The 21,666-nt window shown below is 39.8% G+C and carries 16 protein-coding genes; 5 read left to right on the plus strand and 11 right to left on the minus strand.

Annotated features, from left to right (window positions below; translation table 11 throughout):
* Positions 1-369 precede the first annotated feature (369 nt).
* From QZ379_RS04780 to QZ379_RS04830, 11 genes are all read right to left on the minus strand, one after another.
* Positions 370-1,611: a glycoside hydrolase family 88 protein gene (locus tag QZ379_RS04780; RefSeq protein ID WP_291558864.1), complete on the minus strand. Its 1,242-nt coding sequence runs from the start codon at positions 1,609-1,611 to the stop codon at positions 370-372.
* 18 nt (positions 1,612-1,629) lie between these two features.
* Positions 1,630-2,787, minus strand: coding sequence for a glycoside hydrolase family 88 protein (locus QZ379_RS04785; RefSeq protein WP_291558865.1), 1,158 nt, complete (start codon positions 2,785-2,787; stop codon positions 1,630-1,632).
* A 69-nt stretch (positions 2,788-2,856) separates the two neighbouring features.
* A complete protein-coding gene (locus QZ379_RS04790; RefSeq protein WP_291558866.1) occupies positions 2,857-3,900 on the minus strand; it encodes a family 43 glycosylhydrolase in 1,044 nt (347 codons plus the stop codon).
* Positions 3,901-3,924: 24 nt separating this feature from the next.
* Positions 3,925-5,745: a RagB/SusD family nutrient uptake outer membrane protein gene (locus tag QZ379_RS04795; protein WP_291558867.1), complete on the minus strand. Its 1,821-nt coding sequence runs from the start codon at positions 5,743-5,745 to the stop codon at positions 3,925-3,927.
* A 21-nt stretch (positions 5,746-5,766) separates the two neighbouring features.
* The gene (locus QZ379_RS04800; RefSeq protein WP_291558868.1) at positions 5,767-9,117 is read right to left on the minus strand and encodes a TonB-dependent receptor; all 3,351 of its coding nucleotides are present in this window, start codon (positions 9,115-9,117) and stop codon (positions 5,767-5,769) included.
* A 232-nt stretch (positions 9,118-9,349) separates the two neighbouring features.
* Positions 9,350-10,375, minus strand: coding sequence for a FecR family protein (locus QZ379_RS04805; RefSeq protein ID WP_291558869.1), 1,026 nt, complete (start codon positions 10,373-10,375; stop codon positions 9,350-9,352).
* Positions 10,376-10,447: 72 nt separating this feature from the next.
* The gene (locus QZ379_RS04810; RefSeq protein WP_291558870.1) at positions 10,448-11,041 is read right to left on the minus strand and encodes an RNA polymerase sigma-70 factor; all 594 of its coding nucleotides are present in this window, start codon (positions 11,039-11,041) and stop codon (positions 10,448-10,450) included.
* A gap of 165 nt (positions 11,042-11,206) precedes the next feature.
* A complete protein-coding gene (locus tag QZ379_RS04815; RefSeq protein WP_291558871.1) occupies positions 11,207-12,079 on the minus strand; it encodes an AraC family transcriptional regulator in 873 nt (290 codons plus the stop codon).
* Between the two features lie 128 nt (positions 12,080-12,207).
* Complete coding sequence (locus tag QZ379_RS04820) at positions 12,208-13,848, minus strand: MFS transporter (protein WP_291558872.1); 1,641 nt, start codon at positions 13,846-13,848, stop codon at positions 12,208-12,210.
* Positions 13,849-13,853: 5 nt separating this feature from the next.
* The gene (locus QZ379_RS04825; protein ID WP_291558873.1) at positions 13,854-14,939 is read right to left on the minus strand and encodes an HlyD family secretion protein; all 1,086 of its coding nucleotides are present in this window, start codon (positions 14,937-14,939) and stop codon (positions 13,854-13,856) included.
* A gap of 107 nt (positions 14,940-15,046) precedes the next feature.
* Entirely contained in the window at positions 15,047-16,369 is a 1,323-nt protein-coding gene (locus QZ379_RS04830; RefSeq protein WP_291558874.1) for a TolC family protein, read from the minus strand.
* Positions 16,370-16,595: 226 nt separating this feature from the next.
* On the opposite strand from QZ379_RS04830, the gene QZ379_RS04835 reads away from it, so the two are divergent.
* The 5 genes from QZ379_RS04835 (at position 16,596) to QZ379_RS04855 (ending at position 21,656) form a co-directional block, all read left to right on the plus strand.
* Positions 16,596-17,474 carry a DUF4377 domain-containing protein gene (locus QZ379_RS04835; protein ID WP_291558875.1) on the plus strand — a complete coding sequence of 293 codons (879 nt, stop codon included), beginning with the start codon at positions 16,596-16,598 and terminating at the stop codon, positions 17,472-17,474.
* 188 nt (positions 17,475-17,662) lie between these two features.
* A complete protein-coding gene (locus QZ379_RS04840; RefSeq protein ID WP_291558876.1) occupies positions 17,663-18,223 on the plus strand; it encodes a Crp/Fnr family transcriptional regulator in 561 nt (186 codons plus the stop codon).
* Between the two features lie 18 nt (positions 18,224-18,241).
* The gene (locus tag QZ379_RS04845) at positions 18,242-19,429 is read left to right on the plus strand and encodes a hypothetical protein (protein ID WP_291558877.1); all 1,188 of its coding nucleotides are present in this window, start codon (positions 18,242-18,244) and stop codon (positions 19,427-19,429) included.
* Between the two features lie 101 nt (positions 19,430-19,530).
* Positions 19,531-20,697, plus strand: coding sequence for a clostripain-related cysteine peptidase (locus tag QZ379_RS04850; protein WP_291558878.1), 1,167 nt, complete (start codon positions 19,531-19,533; stop codon positions 20,695-20,697).
* Positions 20,698-20,702: 5 nt separating this feature from the next.
* Entirely contained in the window at positions 20,703-21,656 is a 954-nt protein-coding gene (locus tag QZ379_RS04855; protein ID WP_291558879.1) for a hypothetical protein, read from the plus strand.
* The last annotated feature ends 10 nt before the right edge of the window (positions 21,657-21,666 follow it).

Here is a 21,666-nt window from a genome sequence, read left to right on the forward strand (position 1 = left end):
GTGCATATCCTAATTTGTTTTTATATATAAATACTACAATCTTACTTTAATAAGGAGAATATAATAAAAATGTATAAGCTCCTTATGAACATTAGAATACAAAGAAGAATTATATCAGTTTATGCAGATGTTTTTTTCCACAAAAAGAATAATTACGACTGTTCTTATGTTAAAAATAATATCAATAAAATGACAATAGTCCGTTAAAAATTCAACATCTCAGCTGAGCAGCTTTGGCTACTATGCCAAAGAGTTCTTTAATAAACTTAGTTTTTTAAAATCCTATTCGGTGTCAAATCAGACTTCCAAAAGCCCTCTGATCATATAAATGATGCTCAGATAGGCTTTTAGCAGTCTGATTAATACTTCCTATTCTGCCGGCTCAATGAGTGCATAAGCACACCATAACATACCAGCCTGTCCGTGCAAATCCCCAACCCACTTCCGACGGTTTTTATACCAGTCATAGTCATTTCTAGCACCAGTACCTTCACACACATCTTTCAAGTCGTAGTTCGAATCAAGATAAGAAACCAGTTCAATCCAACCTTTACGGGCTGCTTTGGCATATTTTTCATCTTTGAGCCAACCATTTTTCACTCCTGTAATTAGTGCGTAAGTAAACATGGCACTACCTGACGATTCCGGCCACACAGAATGATCATCTACCAATTGCGACCACATGCCACTATCCATCTGATGACAGACCAACGCATCCATCATTCTCACGTAACTTCTAAGGATACGTTCCTTGTGTTTGTGGCTTTCCGGTAAAAGTTTCAACATTTCCGCCATTCCCACAGCAGCCCAACCATTACCACGCGCCCAATAATAATGTGCATTTGTTGCATGATAGAACAAACCGCTCGGTTCTTGTATCCTTTCAAGATAGTACACCATCTCATTTGCCGCACGCTCTAAATAGTTCTCATTACCCGTAGCTTGATATGCTCCTATTTGCAAGGCCGTAATCATAAACATGTCATCCAACCACACACGAGTCTGCCATGAATAACCTTCTTCATGATAACGTCTTTGCTCGTCAGTCGCATTTTCCGGCAAAGTCCACTGCCCGTCAGCATAAGTCAATCCCAATTCCAGGTAACGGTCTTCTTTCTTCTTTTTGTAAATTTCCAGCGGAATGACTCCGAATATATAATAATCTACAATATTGCTTACTTTCGGATGCAGACTGGGCTGCATATTTTTGTCTTGATTAAACAAAGGGGCAAACTTAGCCACCACACCATCGTACAACTCATCTTCACCTGCCTTTTCGGCAAACCACAAGGCTCCTAACCAAGCACAAGCATCCGGATAAGTGACATGATCTGGTGTATTCGTAGAATATACATTTCCCCAAAAAGAATACCGCGGATACTTTCCCGATTTGCGTTTCGTAGAACAATCGATATTGATAAAATGATCGGTCAAGCGTTTCCCCACCATGAGTGGATTGCATTGCTGCGGAAATGTATCCAAACGAGTACTCAGCGAGTCCTCCGTAACAGGTTTCGCCTGATTGGAACCCGCCTCTTCTTCACATCCGAACAGCAAGAAGCCACTCAAGACGAACACCGAAAATAAAACACTCAATTTATACATTTTCATTTTTTCCTTTTATCACTTTCATTCACTCTTTCCGTCGCTACACAAAGCATAAGCACACCACATCATTGCAGCTTGTCCGTGTAAATCTCCTGTTTGACGAGGACGTCCGATATAATGCTTATAACTGTTTTTTGTACCCGTACCCATACACACTTCACGAAGGTTATAGTTTTCATCCAGATATTTCACAAGAGCCAACCAACCCTTACGAGCCGCTTCTCCATATATTTTTTTATCAAGCCAACCATTTTTTACTCCCAAAATCATGGCATAAGTAAACATAGCCGAACCTGATGATTCCCTCCAAGATGCAGGATCGTCTATCAACTGCCTCCACATGCCATCATAAGCCTGATAACGAAGTAACGTTTCCATCATTTGTAAGTAAGCTGCTTTGATGCGCGGCTTATGTGGATTGTCTTTCGGCATAATGCGCAACAATTCGGCCATACCGACCGCCATCCAGCCATTACCACGTGCCCAAAAGAACGGTGCATCCGGAGCATGGTAGAACAAACCGTTCGGACGTTGAATATTGTCCAAATAAAGCACCATTTCCTCTATTGTACGATTAAGATATTTGACATCACCTGTCGCCAAATAAGCTTGTGCCTGTAAATCTGTAATCATGAACATATCGTCAATCCATAAACGAGTTTGCCAGGAATAACCTTGGTCGTGCCATTTCTTCTCATCTCCACGTGGGACGTCCGGTAAAATCCATTGACCATCAGCATATTTTAAACCTAACTCCAGATATTTAGGATCGTGATTTTTCCGATAGATATACAAGGGTACCGCACCAAACACATACCAATCAACCACATTATGAGGTTTCGGTCGCATTTCAGGCAACAAGTATTTTTGTGTTGTAAACAACGGTTCAAAACGTTCAATCAAACGATTGAACAATTCCTCATTTTCTGTGGCCTGCGTAAACCACATGGCACCCAGCCATGCACATACATCAGGATATGTTATGAAAGGAGTCTTGTTTTTGCCATCGATATTCCCCCAATGTGAATGCGGAGTATCCAAATAGCGTTCTACCAATTTCACCCCTATTTCTTCCGGTTTACTGCCAGGAGGAAATTTTTTCAAATCATAACTCTTTTGAGCCAATATCCCCGATACTGCAAACAGCATCGCAAAAACAATACAGGTTGCTTTTTTCATAAGTTCTTAATGTTATTTTGTTTAATTACAATTAATTCGTTTCATATCAAATTCATCCTTATATTCTCATCATTTACATACCGGAGATTCCGCTTCTTTTGACGGACTGTCGTTCAACACTTTTGGCCATCCATCTTCCGTCCATGTAATACGATCCAACATAAGGTATCTTCCTTTACTTGGAGTATCTCTTGAATAACTATGATAAAGAAGGAATTCATTACCCTCACTGTCTGTTATTATCTCTGAATTATGACCCGGACCTACAAAATTCTCATTTGCCCTTATTACAACTTCGTACCCATTATCCAGCATGGATTTTCCTGTCCTGTCAACATAAGGGCCAAACAAAGATTCAGATCTTCCCACTACAGTAGTATATGTACTGAGCATTGCATTACAACACGAACCAACTGAAGCAAATAAATAATAATAATTTCCACGCTTGTGAATGTATGGAGCCTCAAAAGCATTGCCTGCAACCTGTATTTTATTTTTCTTTGCCGCTTCCAAATCATCATTCAGAACGCGCATACCGTCATCGGACAATTGTACCATGTACAATCCATTAAAGCTACCCCAACACAACCATTTCCTGCCATCTTCCTCAAAGAAACAAGGGTCAATGGAATTACGTACATCTATTTCTTTTGAAGTAAACAACAATCCGTTACCTTTACGCGATTTGTCAAGTTTAAACGGTCCTTCAGGAGATGTGGAATATGCTGTACCCAGCGCAGCGTCGGCAGGTTTACCCATTGCCGACATAGCATAATACAATACATAATATTCACCTATCTTTTCTATATCAGGAGCCCAGACTGATGTACCCTTACCTGTAACAAAAGAAGGTTTCGTTTCAAACAACTTCTGCTCTGACTTTTCCCAATGAACCAAATCTGATGACTTAAGGACATTCCATGTATTTGTACAATAAACATAAAACGAATGGTCATTCTCCTTCCATACAGTAGGGTCTGCAGCACTATAATCTGTCAACGGATTGGCATATGGATTTTTCAGTTCTATATTAACGGAAGCATCGTTGTTGTCGTTGCAGGATAATAAACATCCTGCAAAAAGACAACTATATAATAATGTATTAATCTTCATATTCTATTCATTTTATAAATTAAATTATCTTTTATCAAGTTCATCAACAGGGATATTGTCTTCATATCCATCGTAACCGTAATTCTGGTTTATTCGTCCCTGAGTATTCGATTCTATGGCATTTTGTGGAATCGGCCATAACACATGGTATGGTTCCATTATAAATGCATTTGTAGAATAAAAATACTTATCTTTGAAGAAATTGTTTTTCTCCATCACTCTGTCATAATACCAGTTCTTTTCAGAGAAGTTATCAAGAGAGTAACCGTCTATGCCCAACTTGGCTTTCAAGAAAGCTATACGCGTAAGTTCTGTCTTTCTGTGGTCTTCAAGGAACAGTTCCCTTGCTCTTTCATCAAGGATATCCTCAAGAGTGGCTGATGATTCAGGAAGTGGTGTGGCTTTGGCACGATTACGTATCTCATTTACGTCCTCCGTAGCACCTTTTATATTTCCTTGCCACCAACGGGCTTCAGCTCTGTTCAGATAAGTTTCTGCAAGACGGAAAATATACTGGTCTGTATACCCACCAATAGGAACTTTACCTCCCTTATTAGGGTCGTCCTTATCAATAAGCACCTTAACTATAGGGAATGAGAAATAGCATCTCATCGTGTCTGTACAATATTTCGGGTCAACCGGCTTACCAAAATATTTCTCGCTGCCTCCCTTACTCTTTGGTCTGTTATATGTTATGCGTGACTTGTCAAACCAGTTGTTTTCATTGTATCTGATGTCATTTCCCCTGTCTTTCAACAATTCATATTGAGCATAGTTGGTAGGACGTATCTTTGCCAAGCCTCTTCCCAAATATTCCAGTTCCTCATATCCGGCATAAATGCCGCTTGCGTCTGTTGTTCCCTGCTTTCCGTCCGGTGTCTTCATTTTAGCACCATCAAACCATCTTGGAACAAAGTTTCTTTTACGTTTCGAACCAGTAGGAGACGAACAACCCTCCAGACCAAACCTTTCCTGACCTACCATTATCGCTTCCTTGTTGTCCTCGCGACTTATATTGTCAGGATCGAACAAATCATTGAACACATCCAGCGATTTTTCATCAATATTCTTACCGAAACGTTCTGTCATAAGATGCAATCCATAATTCTCTATACATCTTGTAGCTGCATCCTCGGCATTCTTAAATTCACCAAGAGCCAAATATATTTTAGATAACAGGTGTTCGCCGGCAGCCCTGTTTACAGCACCTTTAACTGTTTCAAGCGGCAACCATTTTATAGCGAACTCCATATCCTTCTTTATATTCTCCAATATAGTCCAACGCGATGTGGTATTGAAGTCCAATTTAGGAGATGTTATTTCCCCACCTATCCACGGCATATCTCCAAATTGGTGAGTAAGCAGATAATACCAATATGCCCTATGGAAATATCCTTCTGCCAATACCGCATTACGTTCCTCTTCAGACTTCATGTTTTTTGCTTCAGGCGTACGGGTTATTATTGTATTAGCGTATTTTATTCCGTTCCAACCGAACACCCAGTAACGGAGATGAAGATACATGTTTGTGGTAGGAGTCAACTGTGTCACCATGTTATGTATTTCCTTAGTTTCAGGTCCACCCATTACAGCCAAATCCGACCAAGCATATTCATAAACAACAAATGTTTCACAATTACCTGCATTGAATGCATCTCCGAACCATTCAAAATTTATTTGTTTACGGCACAAACGCAACAAAGTTTCCAGTCCTTCCTTATCCACGTACGTATTTTCAGGAGTATAGAAAGATAAAGGTTCAGGAGTCAAGTCCACACATCCTGATGTACCGGCAGCCATCAACAAAACCGCCAGACCTTTTGTTATATTTTTATAGATTTTCATATTCATATCTTTTTAAGTTCATTATAAAGTCATATTCACACCAAATGTCCAAATTCTCGGAGAAATTGCTTTCACAACAGGGTCTGAAGTGTCCCAACCTGAAATGGTAAACGCATTGTCAACATTGAAACTTAATCTCAAATCCTGTACCTGTATCTTTTTCATCCATTTCTTCGGGAATGTATATGACAAAGACATATTCTGCATCTTTATGTAATTTCTGTTCTTATAAATATTGACAGTAGGATTGCCACTATTAGAACCAAGACTTGCATATTCAGTACTTGGATTCCATGGAGTCCAATATTCATTCCAAACAGAATTTGATGTATCGAAGAATCTGTTATCTTCATTTCTTGCCATATTATCTACAGCCTTCCAGCCGAACTCTCCACGAAGCAAGAATGAGAAATCTATACACTTGAACAAATTCAAGTTACTTGATATGCTAAGGCGGTGCAAAGGTATCTTTGAGCCTAACCACACTTTGTCATCTTCATTAATAACACCATCACTGTTTACATCCAACAGTTTAGGGTCACCAGGTTTTTTCCCGTACTTATTAGCTTCAAGTTCTTCGCCCATCTGCCAGATGCCTATATACTTATAATCATATATTTCGTCTATACCGTGACCTATATACCAACCGTTCTGCACATCATCGTCTTCACGCTGACCTATAACATTGCCTTCTTCATCCAGAACATCCACCATATTACCATAAAGATGCTTGATTTTGTTCCTGTTAGTAGAATACATGAACGATGTACTCCATGTCACCTTATTAGGTATATTGACATTTAATGTTGAAAGCGTTGCTTCAATTCCTTTATTGTCGATTTGTCCCAAGTTTGCCGCAATAGAGCCGTAACCTGAAATGGACGGCATTGCCCTATCCATAAGCAAGTCGGTAGTTTTATTTTTGTACAAATCCAAAGATCCCGTTATCCTGTTATTCAAGACTCCAAACTCAAGTCCAAGGTTAAGTCCTGTTGTCGTTTCCCATTTCAAATCCCTGTTGGCCAAACTTGAAGGATATAATGCTTTGTAGTTCTTGCCACCCTGAATTGCGTTTGTTGGTGTAAGGCGCGAAAAAGCCGCATAACGACCTATACCACGATTACCTGTCTCACCGTATGATACACGCACCTTCAAGTTGTCAAGCCAGTTTACTTTATCCATGAACTTTTCTTCAGAAATACGCCATGCCGCAGCCACTGAGGGGAAAGTAGCATAAGGATTACTCTGTCCGAAAGCTGAGAATCCATCACGTCTTATCGCGGCAGTAAGAAGATATCGATCCATCAATGAATAATTCAACCTCCATAACAGACCATTACCTGTTTGTATCTCATCATTCGATTTAACTGTAGGTACTATACCGGATTGTATAGCGTGATAAATCAAATTACCGTTGGGTTGGAATCCTTCATTTTCTCCTGTAGAATCATATGACTGGTATTTCTCAGCTGTATATACAAATGTAAAGTCTATATTATGGATTTCATCAAAAGTCTTGTTCCATTTCAACATATTATCGATACTCCACTCATAATCGGAAAATTCGCGTCTCTTTCCCTTACCACCTTTTGTTACTCCCGGCTTTTTGTCAGAATCAAAGTAATAATCTTTCTGCCATCCGAAACGTGCATTAAATGTTGTCTGCCATGTAAATCCGAACGGCAAAGTCAGTTTTCCATAAAGGCTTGATGTAAATGTCTGACGTTTGTCCATCTTATCATCCAATGTATATGCCATCAACGGGTTTTTAGTTCTGTTATCATTGGCAGGATGAATTTTTATTTCACCATTTTCATCATACATATCACCAAACGGACTCATTGCCTTGGCTGCAGAGACATCCGCTTTTATACCACTCAAATCTTTATTTGCGAATTGTGCATTAACACCTACGTTCAACCATTTTGTGATTTTCGTATCAAGATTAATTCTTGCGCGTACAGCCTGGAAATAATTTCCTACCGTAGTTCCTTCATTATCAGTATATCCTAAAGACAGATAATAATTTGTACGTTCTGTTTTTCCTGATACTGACGTATTGTAGTCCTGACGGAATCCGTTCTGAAGAGCCAAATCAAGCCAGTCTGTCACTTTACCAGCTTTGTAGTTCTCTATTTCCAATGGGTCAAAGCCAAGTCTGGTCATCCATGTTCCCAAGTAGTCACCTGAAAAGCTCTCATCATACGCTGCCCAATCCTCTTGTGTTATCCCTTCGGGCAAATTATTCGGATTGTCATAATATCCTGTCTTTTTCTGGGCAGAACTCGGTTTGAAATAATCCTGCGTCTTCCAATAATCCATACGACGTTGTACGTATTGTTCAGGTGTTGGCATGTCAGGAACATAAGTAGGCTGTGAGAAACCTACCTTTGCGCTTAAGTTTATGACAGGTTTTTCCGTTTTACCTCTTTTAGTGTTAATCATGATAACACCGGCAGAACCTTTTGCACCGTATATGGCTGTAGAACTTGCATCCTTCAAGACATCCATGCTCTCAATGTCATTAGGATTGATATCCTGGATATTACCATAAAAAACAACCCCATCAAGGACAATCAGAGGCTCTGTATTTGCCTTCAAAGACTGTTTACCACGTATCAACAAAGTACCACCACCGGCAGCGTCAGTTGAAGGAGAAATGTTAACTCCGGGAATACTTCCTGTCAGGAAATCCAAGGCATTGGTTGCGACACGGTTCTTCATTATTTCTTCCCCGATATGTGCTACAGAACCTGTAACATCTTTTTTCTTCATTGTTCCATATCCCACAACAACAACTTCGTCAAGCAATTCGGTATCTTCGCTCATTGATATGAACATATTTCTTCCCGACACAACTTTCAATTCCTGCGACTGAAAACCTATATATGAAATATCAAGCAATGCGCCATCGTCTACATTCAAACTGAAGTTTCCATCGAAATCACTTACTGTTCCGTTTGTAGTACCTTTTTCCATAATAGTAGCACCTATTACCGGTTCGCCATTTGCATCAACCACCTTACCTGATACTGTTTTCTTCTCCTTATTCCCATTAGTAGAAACCGGCTTTACTTTCCTTAAAACAATCTTTTTACCCTGAATTTCATAGTCAAGACTTTCTTGTCCCTTTAATATCTGTTTTATAACTTCCTCTATTGTTGCATCACTGACAGAAACAGTTACACGCCGGTTCGTATTTACATCTTTCGATGAAAATACAAATGAATATCCTGTGTCCTTCTTTATGCGCTCCATTGCCTCTTTCACTGTTACATTATTGATTTTCAGTGAAATATCCTGAGAATATGCAGATAAGTTTAGGCAAAGAGCTGCCGAGGCTACTAACATAGCCTTACTGAAATATCTCATAATTAAATAGTTTTAGATTTAAACTTCTATAATTTATTTCTGAAAATAATATAGAATTGCTAGATTTGCATTCTATAATGATGGTGTCTTACATAAGGTATCTGATTTTATTGAGGAGGATGTGGCCGCATTCTCCTTTATTTTTTACAGACACCCAAATTTGTTAACTGGTAGATGTCTTCATAGGCTATAATATTTTTAGGTTATACATAAAGTTAATAATCTCTCAATATCAATATACTACATACCTATTGTTTTCGTATTTATATTTCATTCTGTTAGTTGATGAAATTGTTTCCAATATTTTCTCTATGGAATTGCCTACAATCCTGAAACTGCCATAAAAACGTTGGTTCTTCAACGAATCGGCAACTTCTATTTTTACATTAAAACTTCTGGATAATTGTTTAGCTATATCTTCCAATAACAGTTCATCAAAATACAACTCATCTTTTGTCCATAAATTGGAATTGGATGTATTTATCATGGTTTTTACCATACGGCCCGTTTCTTTAGAAAGAATTACTTTCTCATTAGGAGACATATATACATCCGCAGAAGCAACCAACTCATTTCTCAATTTTACCTTTCCTTCAAGAAGGTTTACTACAACCTCTTCATCATCTTCATAATTCCTGAAATTAAATTTAGTACCCAAAACTGTCAAATCCAATTCTTTTGTACTTATTTCAAATGGTACTTCTTCATTCCTCTTAACCTCAAAATAACCTTCTCCTTCAAGTTTCAGATCTCTATTATCAACACCAAAACCCTGTGAGTAGACAATCTTGGAACCGGCATTAAGCCAAACCAGTGTTCCATCAGGAAGGTAAAGTTTGGTACGTGCCCCCATTGGCGCTTCTACCACTATATCGGAAAATCCACTCTTGACAGTTTCCATACCGCCCCAATAACCGGCAAGTGGAAGTAATATAATAAGTATTGCTGCTGCCACACGATAGAAGATCTTCAAGCTGCGCGATTTTGTAAAACGTTGCTTCTGTTCTTCTGCTATAGTAGCTTTTTCAATGTGGTTCTTAAATCTTTCGAAAGCTTTTTCCTTATCGAAAGAAGTCATACTGCCTGCCACTCCTGATGAAAACCATATTTCCATTTTGTTTCTTACATAAAGACTATTCTCTGACGACTCCTTACTCCAGGCAGCAAGAGTCTTCAAAGACTGAGTATCTATATTTCCTGTAAGGTACATAGATATCAGATTATCTATTTCTTCTTTATGTATTTCTTTTCTTTCCATATATTTTATTGGTGGCTTTATAGGTTAGACAAAATAATAGATTTATAGGGTAGTGGAAAAATGAACTTTTTTTCATTTTTCTATAAAAATATATATCAGAATGAGTTTCAGATATTCCGCAAGATGAGTATTAAGATATGCTAATGCGTTCTTAATGTGATATTTAACCGTATTGACAGAGATATTCAATTCTTTAGCGATTTCTTCATATTTTTTTTGTTCGAAACGGCTTTTCTTGAAAACTTTGCGACATTCGTCCGGCAATGAATTGATACAACGTATCAGCTCATCTTCCAATTCCTGTTCAATCAGGATACCCAAAGGATGATTTTCATCGGCGAAAAGTGTATCGAGAAATTCCAGATTATCATCAGAGAGATAGGTGGAAAAACTGTGCTCCGTACGATGAGAGAGTGAGTTCAGCTCGTTAAGACAACGGTTGCGTACAGACCTCATCAGATATGCACGGATAGTATGTGTGATTTCTATATCCTTACGGTGTTCCCAAAGGTAGAATATGGCATCGTCAACAATTTCTTCTGCTAAAGATTCATCGTTAAGTATCTGATTTGCAAAGCGGCAAAGGAGCGTATAATGACGGTCGAATATATGCTTGAAAGCCTTTTCGTCTCCTTGTCTCAATCTTTCCAGAATCAGTTTTTCCATAATATCTAAATTTTTAATCCTGACAAATGTACAAAAAATGTTTCAGCATCAAAATTAATGGAAATAAATTATAAAAAAAAACGCTTCGTCATTCGATATAAAACGACGAAACGTTTTAGTTCAAACGACGAAGCGTTTTTTTATAGTATATTTCAGATACTGAAATTACCCTCCTCTCTCCCTATACTTCTGCGGAGACATCCCTACCTGCTTTTTGAAGAATGTCCCGAAACTGGAAGGATTGGGGAAATTAAATTCCTCTGAAATCTCCTGAATAGTCTTATTCGAACATTCAAGCTGAACCATACAATTGCGGATTATGGCCTTGAACACTAATTCCTGGACGGTATATCCGCAAACTGCTTTCGACAGCCCGGAAAGATACTTGGGAGAAAGACAAAGTTTGTCTGCATAAAACCCCACCCCACGCTCGGACATGAAATGACGGTCGATAAGCTGGATGAGACGGAGAAATATTTCCGTCCGCCTTGCTCCGACAGGACTTCCCGAAAGCAATTTCTTCCTAAAGACAGAACACAGCCTGTACGTCAACGACAGAAGCAGGAGACGTTTTTCATTTACAGGAAAAAAGTCATCCTTATGAGGAGTGCCCGTAGCGATGAGAGATATGTAAGCAGTCACATCATCCTCATCACCTGTATTCCATACGCAATAAGTTTCAGGCGATATACGGTAATAAAGAAGAAGAGAATAGACAGTATTATCGAGCAAGTCGCGTATAGGCGCCACCTTATATATAATGATGCTAACTTTCACATCTTCTGTTTGTCCGGTTATGCGGAATGATGAGTTCTCATTGATGAATACCGTTTCCCCATCATGTGCTATATATTGCTTTCCGGAGAGATTGAAGGAAAATTGTCCTGAATGGCATACTATGACACCTATACCAAAATTGACAAACCCTTTTTTCATGCTTTCAGGAAAATCAAAAACCGGTCTGTCCGATGAACACACATCAGACTGACCGGAGATTTTTTCTTCCAGTTCCATCAATATTTTCGAACTGTTTTCCATATTGTGAGTTTGTGTGTTTGACTTCGTTGACCGTTGGTTGTGAGTTTTCAGACATCAACAAACCAAAGAACTTAAAAACAAACTCTGCAAAGTTAGTAAATTTACCGGACTTAGCGAAAAAAATCCCGCTAAGCCGATAAATTCCTCTTACGATATGGATAAACAAGAACGAAAATCATTGACAACATACATCCATAGAATGTCCACCCTGCCATCTCCTTCACTGCCGAAAGCGTGGCCTGCACCTGTATCTTGCCTTTGGCGGACATTGCAGCCATGTTCTCGGCTTCGGTCTCGCTCTTCCCCTGGTAACGCATTCCGCGTACCGTCATGTCGTACGAAGCCGCTGCTTGTGTCTCCACCCTGTCAGTATCGTGTGCGAAGCGGGTGACGTAATATTGCTGGCGATTTTGCAGTACGTTGGTATACAAGGCGGTTCCTATGCCAGGACCTATTATCATTCGGGCGGTGAACATCACGCAAAGCCACGACGACAGATACTTATAGGGCATACGCTGATTGGCATGTACTGCCGTGAGCGAATAAATCAGCATCATTCCCGTAGAGCGTATTATCACCGGATACTTCATCCTTTCGTAAAGCCCCTCTGTCTGCACCTCAAAATACATGAACAGTGCCGACATGCCTATGAGGAAGAATCCCAGTCCGAACATGTACTTCAGATGACACCCCCTGGAACCGAATATCATGGCTATCACTCCTCCTATGAAATATCCCGCCATGCACCAGTTGCCCAGAACGGCGTTCTGCCAGTTGTCTATCTTCATGCCTATGCCGGCAAACACGCTGACGAACATGGAACTGGTGTTGAATATCATGAGCAGAAGAAACAGCACCACGCCCATCCTGATGGTCTTGAGACGGAACACATCCATGAGGAAATACGGCGAACTGCTCGATGATTCTATGTATATGAACAATCCGATGAAAATGACCGCAAGTACAGTGGCACGTACTATGGTAATGTCGTTGAACCAGTCGAGGGTCTTTCCGTAAATAAGCACATATATTATACACGTACACATTATGCTGAACACCGACACGCTGCCGAACTTCCTGAAATTGATAGGGAATCTGCGGGTGCCATAACTATGATACGGCATGGTGATGAATATTACCACTATGGCCGTCAGTGTCATTCCCATCATGTAATAGTACACGTCCTGCCACTGGTACTCGTACGCGAGCCATGCTGTAAGCGACGTGCCTATCTGTCCGAGAATCATGAAGAACAAGTATATGGCAGGCTGGCTGACGCTTTTCTCCCTGTCGAGTTTGTCCCATCCTTCTTCTGTCTGAGGATCCATGCCGGGAGTGATGTTGCGCGTGGCCTCCATGCCAAAAGCATATTTTATGAGCGTAAAAAGGTTCACCATCATCAATACCATCCTCAGAAATCCCATGACGAGGCTGCACAGCCCTAGAAGGAATATGCTGTCGGTGACGGCGCACACGTAACTAAGCATGTACATGATGGAGAAACTCACTATGCACATCATCTTCTCCCGCCTGATACATACCAGCCGGTAGAAGAACGGCGCGAATGCCGCCATGCCTATGGATGTCATGAAGCTGACGAACTGTATATGCTCCGACTGTATGCCTAAGCCGCTTGTCATCTCGCCGCTGTTTACCGAATACACACCACCTATCGTGAGGATAGGGATGAACATCAACAGCAGTATTATGATGCCCAAGGGCTTGGGTACCCAATTGTAGAACGGGTAGTTTTTAGGACAACAAGCCATGACCGTTACAATTTAGCTTTTACTACAACCATCATGCCTGCCACAAGACGTTCGTTATCTTCTTCCGAAAGTTCCACGAAGTCTATCCTTACAGGCACGCGCTGGCGGATTTTCACAAAGTTGCCGGCCGAATTGTCTGTAGGCACGAGCGAGTATTTGGAGCCTGTCGCCCCTGATATCGCAGTGATTTTTCCTGTAAACTCCTTGTCGCTCACCGCATCCACCAAGAGTTTCACTTCCTGTCCTATGTAGAGATTTTCCACCTGTGTCTCCTTGTAGTTGGCTATCACCCATTTCTGCGTGTCCGGAAGAATGTAGGTGATTGTCTGGCCGGCCGAGATGAACTGCCCCTCTTCAATTGCGCGGCGACCTAACTTTCCGTCGCATGGAGCTGTCACCACGGTATATGAGAGATTGAGTCTGGCCATCTCGAGAGCGGCTTGGGCACGCTGTATGGCGGCTTCAATGTTCTGCTTTCTGGTAGATACCTCGTTCACTCCTGAGAACGCCGCTTTCTGCTGCCTTTTAAGTCCTTCGAGTTTCTTGACGAGCGCATCGTGTTCGGTCACTATCTGTTCGAGCTGTATCGGAGTGGCGGCATTCCTCTGTACGAGGTTCTCGAAACGCTTGCGGTCTTTCTCAAGCTTGGCGATGCGTATTTCCACCTCTGAGATTGAAGCTTCATATACGGAAGCCGATGTCCGGGTGGTGTGCAGCGTATGGTCTATCACCGACGCTCCGGCCATGGCGTCCTTCAATGCCGCTTCGGCTTCCATGACGCGTATTTTGTATTCCCTGTCGTCGAGCACCATCAGTGTATCCCCTTTCTTTACCGTCTGATGTTCAGTAAAGTATATCTTCTTTATGTATCCCGAAGCCCTCAGGTTTACGGGAGAGATGTATTGTTCTATCTGTGCGTCGTTGGTGGTTTCCTTGAGCCTGTAGTCGAGGAATACCATTACTATCTGATAAAGTCCCGCAAGCAAGACTATCACGCCCAAAGCACTTGCCATGTACTGGCGGCGGCGTTGTTTCTTCAGTTTTGCAGCTTGCTGTTCAAGTGTGTTTTTCTTTATATCATTTGTTTCCATATCGATTGTTTTTAGAAGTTATTTATATAGGTGACAAGTTGACGAGTTGACAAGGTTACCGTCCGGATGGGAACCTTGTCCCCTTGTAACTGTAGCCTTGTTTACTATTATTTTAATAATGTCTCAAGTTTTCCGGTAAGTTTAAGCATCGTAAGATTGTTCACCCTATAGTTGTAGTGTGCAGTCACATAATTGTTCTGTGCCTCGCTCATACGCATTTCGTCCTGAAGCACTTCTGTCATCGACGCCACACCCTCACGATAGCGGTCGGAAGTCACTTCGTAAACATCCTCGGCCAGCAGGTAGTTGTCTTTCTGTTTTGTGAAATTGCGGCGACTGTTCATCAAGTCGTTCGTAGCGTTCAGAAACCTGGTTCTTAAGCTCTTAAGAGCATTTTCGTACGACAGTTTCGTATTTTCAATGTCAAGTTTCGCTTTTTGTATCTTTGAGCGTTTGTCCAGCCCGTCGAATATAGGAACCCTGAGTGTCAGACCTATGCCTGATGAGTTATACCATTTGCTTGACGGTCCGGAGTGGAACCAGTTCTTGGCCTTGTCCGTGAATGCCGAATACATGAAACTTCCGGTAAGCGACAACGAAGGAATATATCCCTGCGAAATCATCTTCTTCTGCTTCTCCGCCAGCGTACTTTGTTTCTTAAGCAATTCCAGTTCCGGCTGACCTTCGTACAGACCGCTCATTTCTACAGGAATTATGCTTTCGGTATCCACCGGGGTGAGTGTGATGTCCGTTTCCGCAGGATAGTCTATCACATATTTCAACATGTTGATTTGCTGAGTGAGCATTGCCACTGCATTGTCATACTGTACCTGAAGATTTTCGAGATTGATATTGACACGTTTCACATCCACTTCCATCGCCATACCATTGTCGAAGAAAGCAGTAGTTATATCCCTCAGTTCTTCCAGACGGGTGATGTTTTCTTTCACTATAGAAATCTGCTCGGCTGTACTCTGTCCTAAGTAATACATTTTTGTGATTTGCATTATCAGATCCTCGCGTGCCTTGTCGTAAGACAGGGTGTTTACTTCGTCCATCATCTTGGTAACCGACATGGCTGTATAGATTGTCTGGTTGTAGAGCGGCATCTGAAGTTGCAGTCCTGCCGACGCGTTATACTGCAACGTCTTTGTCACGTTGTAAGGATTACCGTATGCCGAGCCGTCGGTAACTGAAACGGGAGGATTAAAATTGTCGTTGAATGATGCCACAGCATTGATTTGTGGTAGAAGCTTGGAGCGGTTCTCCGAAATACTGTGCTTTCCCTTAATAATTTCGTTACGCTTGGTCTGCAGTGTGAGATTATTCTCAATACCTATCTGCAGACACTCTTCTAATGTCAATACCTGTTGCGCTCCAAGAGGAAAAAGCGAACAGGCAAGAGCAAAATTAAGCAATAGTCTTTTCATATCGTTTATCTTGTTTATCAGGCGCAAAGTTAGAGAGTTAGGTTAGGAGAATCGCTACGACATTTTCGCTTTCACTGTTCATATTTTCCTTTTTCTATCACTAAGCGTTATAATTTCCAATAAACCTATGTTAAGAAAAGTCTTTTTTATATCTCAAAAAACATACAATTCATTGGTATTCTATCTATTAAAGGTTATTTTTGCATTATACTATTAAAATACAGTTATGAAAACAATATTTGCAACAATAATGTCACTCCTTCTTATAATCGGATTGGCAGGATGCGAAAAGGAAGAGGGCAGAAAAATAACAGACTATAAGGAATATACTATCACCGTAGCATCTGAAAAAGTGACGGGATTGGTTTTTTCCTGCGGGAACAACTATGTATCAGACGTATATGCGATACTGAAAGAACATTCGGCCGAATGGGAACAACTTGCGTATATAGAGGGATTTGAATACGAAGCCGGATATGAATATACACTCCGTATAAGCGAGACAAGCTACCTTGACCATAGTATGGGTGAGCCTGCATGGACAGAATACAATCTTATTGAAACGATATCAAAAGAAAAAAAGACATCGGAAGGTGTTCCTGACAATTTCATTCCGGACTGGTTCTACAGTGACTATTGCGCTACTGTCAATCCGGAATTCCAATACTATATAGATGCCGACGACAATGCATCCATAGAGGAGGATATAAACACCAATCCAATGGTTACTTTCAACAGTCTGAATTGTTATATGGACAACAGCTGGACAAGATGGTTTCTTGTAAACGAAAAAAAGGAAATAGGGATGCTCGGTTTTATAAAGAAAGTAAACAAGGATAGTGCTGACATTCCTGAATCGTACAAAAATCTCAAGCCTGAAGGAACGATTACCGGAACCATGGAATGGACTTTCATTATAGGCAAAAATCCTGAGAATGAAGAAAATGCAATAAAATATGATGTGTTTATCTGCAATCCTTCAAAAAGCAAATCTGCCGGTCCTAAACCTGTTCCATATTTCTATAAAGATTTTACACAGTATTATCAGGAAAAATATCCGGAAGCCGGAGTCAGAACTGTTGTGGTACGTTACAGTATAAATTAATTGGGATTATATTGAAGCTAAAGACTGGCTGGATATGACAAGAAAAGAAGCTCCGGAGCAGTAAGTAAACAATAGATATTATATCAAAATAAATTATAAAAAAAACATTGTATAAAAATAAATAATTACCTTTATATCATGTTATAATCCAAACATGATTTAAAACAATGTCTAAATTCAACACATATATGGCGGGAATTGACGCTGATTTCTACATTGACTTATGCCATAGGAAAGGAGAATTGCGTCAATACAAAAAGAATGAATATATACAGAAAGAAGGGGATATATTTCCGTTTTGCGGGTTACTTGAATCTGGTATAGTAAAATACACTTGCCGAAATGTGACAGAGGGAAAGGATTACAACATAGGGTTCTCTTTTCCCGGTGAATTTGTTGCAGACTATCCTTTTTGCCTTTACGGGATGAAAGCAGAAATAAGCATTCAGGCTGTAACGGATTGCAAAATACTTTTTTGCCATTCGGACGTTTTAAACCATGAATATGATGATACAGCAAACGGACAAAGAATGGCACGTACTGCTGCCGAACAACTGTTCAATCAGATATATCTGAGATACATCAACCTATACCGTTACACTCCTGAAGAAAGATACATCCAACTTATTGAAAGATATCCGGACATTATCCAACTTATTCCACTGAAGGAGATTGCTTCTTATCTGAAAATAACTCCTATCCATTTAAGCAGAATAAGAAGGAAACAAACCTTAGGCATGAAAAAATAAACGATAAAGACAAAAGATATGAGAACCATGAAACTCCACTCATTCATTATAGCACTTTTGTGTGCCGTTTCATTTGCATCATGTGACAAGGAAGATATCTATCCTACTTTTTCTTTCGATGCGAATGGAGAATGCTATATACCTGATGCCGCCAATATCTCAACAGAAGAGTTTGAATCGTCAGTCGTAGGGTATGGCTGGAAACACGTTATTACGCATGAAATAGGCAGCGACGGAAAATGTTCTACCAAAGACTATTATGAAGATTTGATAGGAGGAGGACCAAGCCAGTATTATTTCGAGTCATCTGAATCATTAAAAGAATACATGTATGTAGATGCTTTTCCGGCTCATGGATATTTCACATACGCCTATGAATATGAGAATGGAAACAGAATCAGTAAAAACGGCCATTTGGTAATGCGTATTGTGTCCTTAAAAGGAGACGTTATGAAAGTCATCGATTATCTCGGCATTCGTGCAGATGGAGTAAATATTTACGGTTACTCCACCTACAAACGTATGAGTAGCAAGGAATTGACAGAAGTACAGAACGCTTTCCCTACTGATTTGTCAAATATAAAAAGCCTTACTACATCTATTAATGACGAAGTCAATATCATATCCGGTAATGAATTTGAATTTGACGTTCTTTCTTACAACGATTTATATTCCGTAAAAGCGGCAAACGAGGAATCATGCGGAATAACATGCGACGGAGACCACGTCAAAATAAAGCTGCTTACAAACGGAGTCTACATAACTGTATCAGACAGGTTCAGACATTTTGAATTCAGTCTTTTCTCAACAGACGAAGAAATGGAACCCAAGGGAACGGACATCTACGATTTGAACTACAACGAAGTGGTATTCAACAAGAATATGGAATTCATTGAGCCATCTGAAAACAGGACACTAAGCTATGAAAACTCAAGCATAGAAACTACCACTCGTGATGGATATGCCGGAAGTATTATAAGTCATTATAACCGTTCGTACATGCTCGTTGTTGATACCGACAAGGAAGCAAGACTCATACATTTACAGAACGGCAGACTATATCTGAAAGAACTTCTTCCAAAAGAAACATTACAGACACTTATCGAAAAAGGAAACGGAAGTTCCATCTCGTATAAACTCGAACTGACCACAGCCGACAGAAGAGTTTTCCAGGTTCTACCGTTCAAGGTTACATATAAAGAATAGCGTATAATATTTTCCATGACATTTTATTCTGAAAGATGAAAAGATATTATTAAGTTTGTAATCGAGTAAAAACATTTTATATCAATATCTTTAGTTTTACAATGAAACATACCAAATATATACTAATATTTCTCCTCTCTATTATTTTCGTTTCGTGCAGAAAGGAAGATAACGAACCGGATATAACAGAAAGGACTGTATTCATGTACCTTCCATGGTCAACAAATCTTACAAGCTATTTCTACGACAACATCACAGACATGGAAAAGGCTATAGCGGAGAAAGGACTTGAACAGGAAAAAGTGATAGTATTTATGTCAACAAGTTCATCGGAAGCGGAAATGTTTGAAATAGTATATAATAAAGGTATATGTAAGCGTAACATCCTGAAAGAATACACTAACCCACAATTCACTACCGAGACCGGACTTACCGACATTATCAGCGACATGAAATCATTTGCTCCGGCAGAAAGCTATTCCATGATAATAGGATGTCATGGCATGGGATGGCTTCCGGTGGACTATTCATCATCGCGCACAAAAGATACATTCAAATTCCACTGGGAATACACAGACAGACCTATGACACGATTTTTCGGAGGCTTGTCTGCGGAATACCAGACAGACATTGCTACATTAGCCCAAAGCATATCGAACAATGACATCAAAATGGAATACATCATGTTCGATGACTGCTATATGTCGAATATTGAAGTAGCATACGATTTAAGATATGTTACCAATCATATCATAGCATGCCCCACCGAAATAATGGCCTACGGTATGCCTTACGCATTGATTGGTAAATATCTGTTGGATAAGAATCCTGACTATCAGAGTATCTGCAATGAGTTCTATAGTTTCTACTCAACATACAAATACCCTTATGGCACGATAGGCATTACCGACTGCAGAGAACTGGACAATATGGCATCGATAATGAAAATCATAAATTCCATTTTTTCATTCGACAGTTCAAAAGAAGAACTTATTCAGCCTATGGACGGATATTCGCCGGTTATCTTCTACGACTTTGCAGACTATGTAAAGAATCTGTGCGGAGAAAACGATGATACATACACAGCATTCACAGAGATACTTGACAAAGTAGTTCCCTACAAGGCGCATACTGAAAAGTTTTATTCTGCAAGCAGCATCAATCCGATTCCAATTAGTACATATTGCGGAATAACTACTTCCGAACCAAGTTACAACAAGAAGGCAAACAGCTATACCAATACTTCATGGTATAAGGCAACACACTGATAATCATGAAAAGCAAGATAACACTTATATACATTTTACTTGTCACGGTATTTACCGGTTGCAACTCCGGCATTTTCATTGAAGATTTTATCACAGATATCCCCGACACATGTACAGTGGAAAAAGATAAGACATACAAACTACACTTCGATTCCGACAACTGGGATATACTGAATGTTTACAGTACAAAATCAATGCTTTTAGAAATATATGAACTAGACGGAAGTACCAGAAAGGATTACCTTCCTTTGGAAAATGGAGAAAATGCAATCATTTCATACGAAGACATATACTGCAGATTCCGTATAGAAAAAAAGAACAGCCAGGAAATGGAAATCATTTGCGACAAGAACCTCAACAACTCTCCTATGAACCTCAGCATAGAAGTAGGAAATAAATATGTCCGCAAAACCATAAAAGTATCACTGAAACCTACAGAAAAGTTCGTCATCGACAGGGTGGAATACGATTTTGAAAATGATTTCTATCATAATACCGACATAGTGGAACAAGTTGATGGTATGACTGTAAAAAATTCAGATTCAGAAGGTTCTGTTACATTAAATTTCTATCCATACAAAAATTCTAAAAGAAGAATAAAGTTCTACCCTGACAACTATGAAAAATTCAATAATTTGGACAAAATTTTAGGAAAAAATCTTGCAGAAATACCAATACCTGATATTGTAGAAGGGAAACCGGTTGTACAGAAAACAAAAGTTACATTCGGATTGCTTGAACAAAGTTTTTGGACAGGAAAACTCGACAGGAATCTTGTAGTCCAAGAGCCTGTCAATCCGGGGGAAACAAAAAAGATAGCAATATATAATAACATTGAAGAGTTTCATGTAAACTATAAAGTCCATACCTCAAACCCAGCCACCGGAGAAAAATATATTTTTACAGGAAGACTCAACAGTATGGACCCGTTTTACTATCGAATAATACATCCCAATTAGATGATAAAAA

Source organism: Bacteroides sp. (assembly GCF_019417265.1).
Taxonomy (GTDB): domain Bacteria; phylum Bacteroidota; class Bacteroidia; order Bacteroidales; family Bacteroidaceae; genus Phocaeicola.

Excerpts from the sequence above, each read along its gene's own strand:
- QZ379_RS04855 (WP_291558879.1), top strand. The coding sequence starts at position 20,703 with ATGAAAAGCAAGATAACACTTATATACATTTTACTTGTCACGGTATTT.
- QZ379_RS04780 (WP_291558864.1), bottom strand. The coding sequence starts at position 1,611 with ATGAAAATGTATAAATTGAGTGTTTTATTTTCGGTGTTCGTCTTGAGT.
- QZ379_RS04825 (WP_291558873.1), bottom strand. The coding sequence starts at position 14,939 with ATGGAAACAAATGATATAAAGAAAAACACACTTGAACAGCAAGCTGCA.
- QZ379_RS04850 (WP_291558878.1), top strand. The coding sequence starts at position 19,531 with ATGAAACATACCAAATATATACTAATATTTCTCCTCTCTATTATTTTC.
- QZ379_RS04835 (WP_291558875.1), top strand. The coding sequence starts at position 16,596 with ATGAAAACAATATTTGCAACAATAATGTCACTCCTTCTTATAATCGGA.
- QZ379_RS04785 (WP_291558865.1), bottom strand. The coding sequence starts at position 2,787 with ATGAAAAAAGCAACCTGTATTGTTTTTGCGATGCTGTTTGCAGTATCG.
- QZ379_RS04805 (WP_291558869.1), bottom strand. The coding sequence starts at position 10,375 with ATGGAAAGAAAAGAAATACATAAAGAAGAAATAGATAATCTGATATCT.
- QZ379_RS04840 (WP_291558876.1), top strand. The coding sequence starts at position 17,663 with ATGGCGGGAATTGACGCTGATTTCTACATTGACTTATGCCATAGGAAA.
- QZ379_RS04800 (WP_291558868.1), bottom strand. The coding sequence starts at position 9,117 with ATGAGATATTTCAGTAAGGCTATGTTAGTAGCCTCGGCAGCTCTTTGC.
- QZ379_RS04845 (WP_291558877.1), top strand. The coding sequence starts at position 18,242 with ATGAGAACCATGAAACTCCACTCATTCATTATAGCACTTTTGTGTGCC.
- QZ379_RS04795 (WP_291558867.1), bottom strand. The coding sequence starts at position 5,745 with ATGAAAATCTATAAAAATATAACAAAAGGTCTGGCGGTTTTGTTGATG.
- QZ379_RS04790 (WP_291558866.1), bottom strand. The coding sequence starts at position 3,900 with ATGAAGATTAATACATTATTATATAGTTGTCTTTTTGCAGGATGTTTA.
- QZ379_RS04820 (WP_291558872.1), bottom strand. The coding sequence starts at position 13,848 with ATGGCTTGTTGTCCTAAAAACTACCCGTTCTACAATTGGGTACCCAAG.
- QZ379_RS04810 (WP_291558870.1), bottom strand. The coding sequence starts at position 11,041 with ATGGAAAAACTGATTCTGGAAAGATTGAGACAAGGAGACGAAAAGGCT.
- QZ379_RS04815 (WP_291558871.1), bottom strand. The coding sequence starts at position 12,079 with ATGGAAAACAGTTCGAAAATATTGATGGAACTGGAAGAAAAAATCTCC.
- QZ379_RS04830 (WP_291558874.1), bottom strand. The coding sequence starts at position 16,369 with ATGAAAAGACTATTGCTTAATTTTGCTCTTGCCTGTTCGCTTTTTCCT.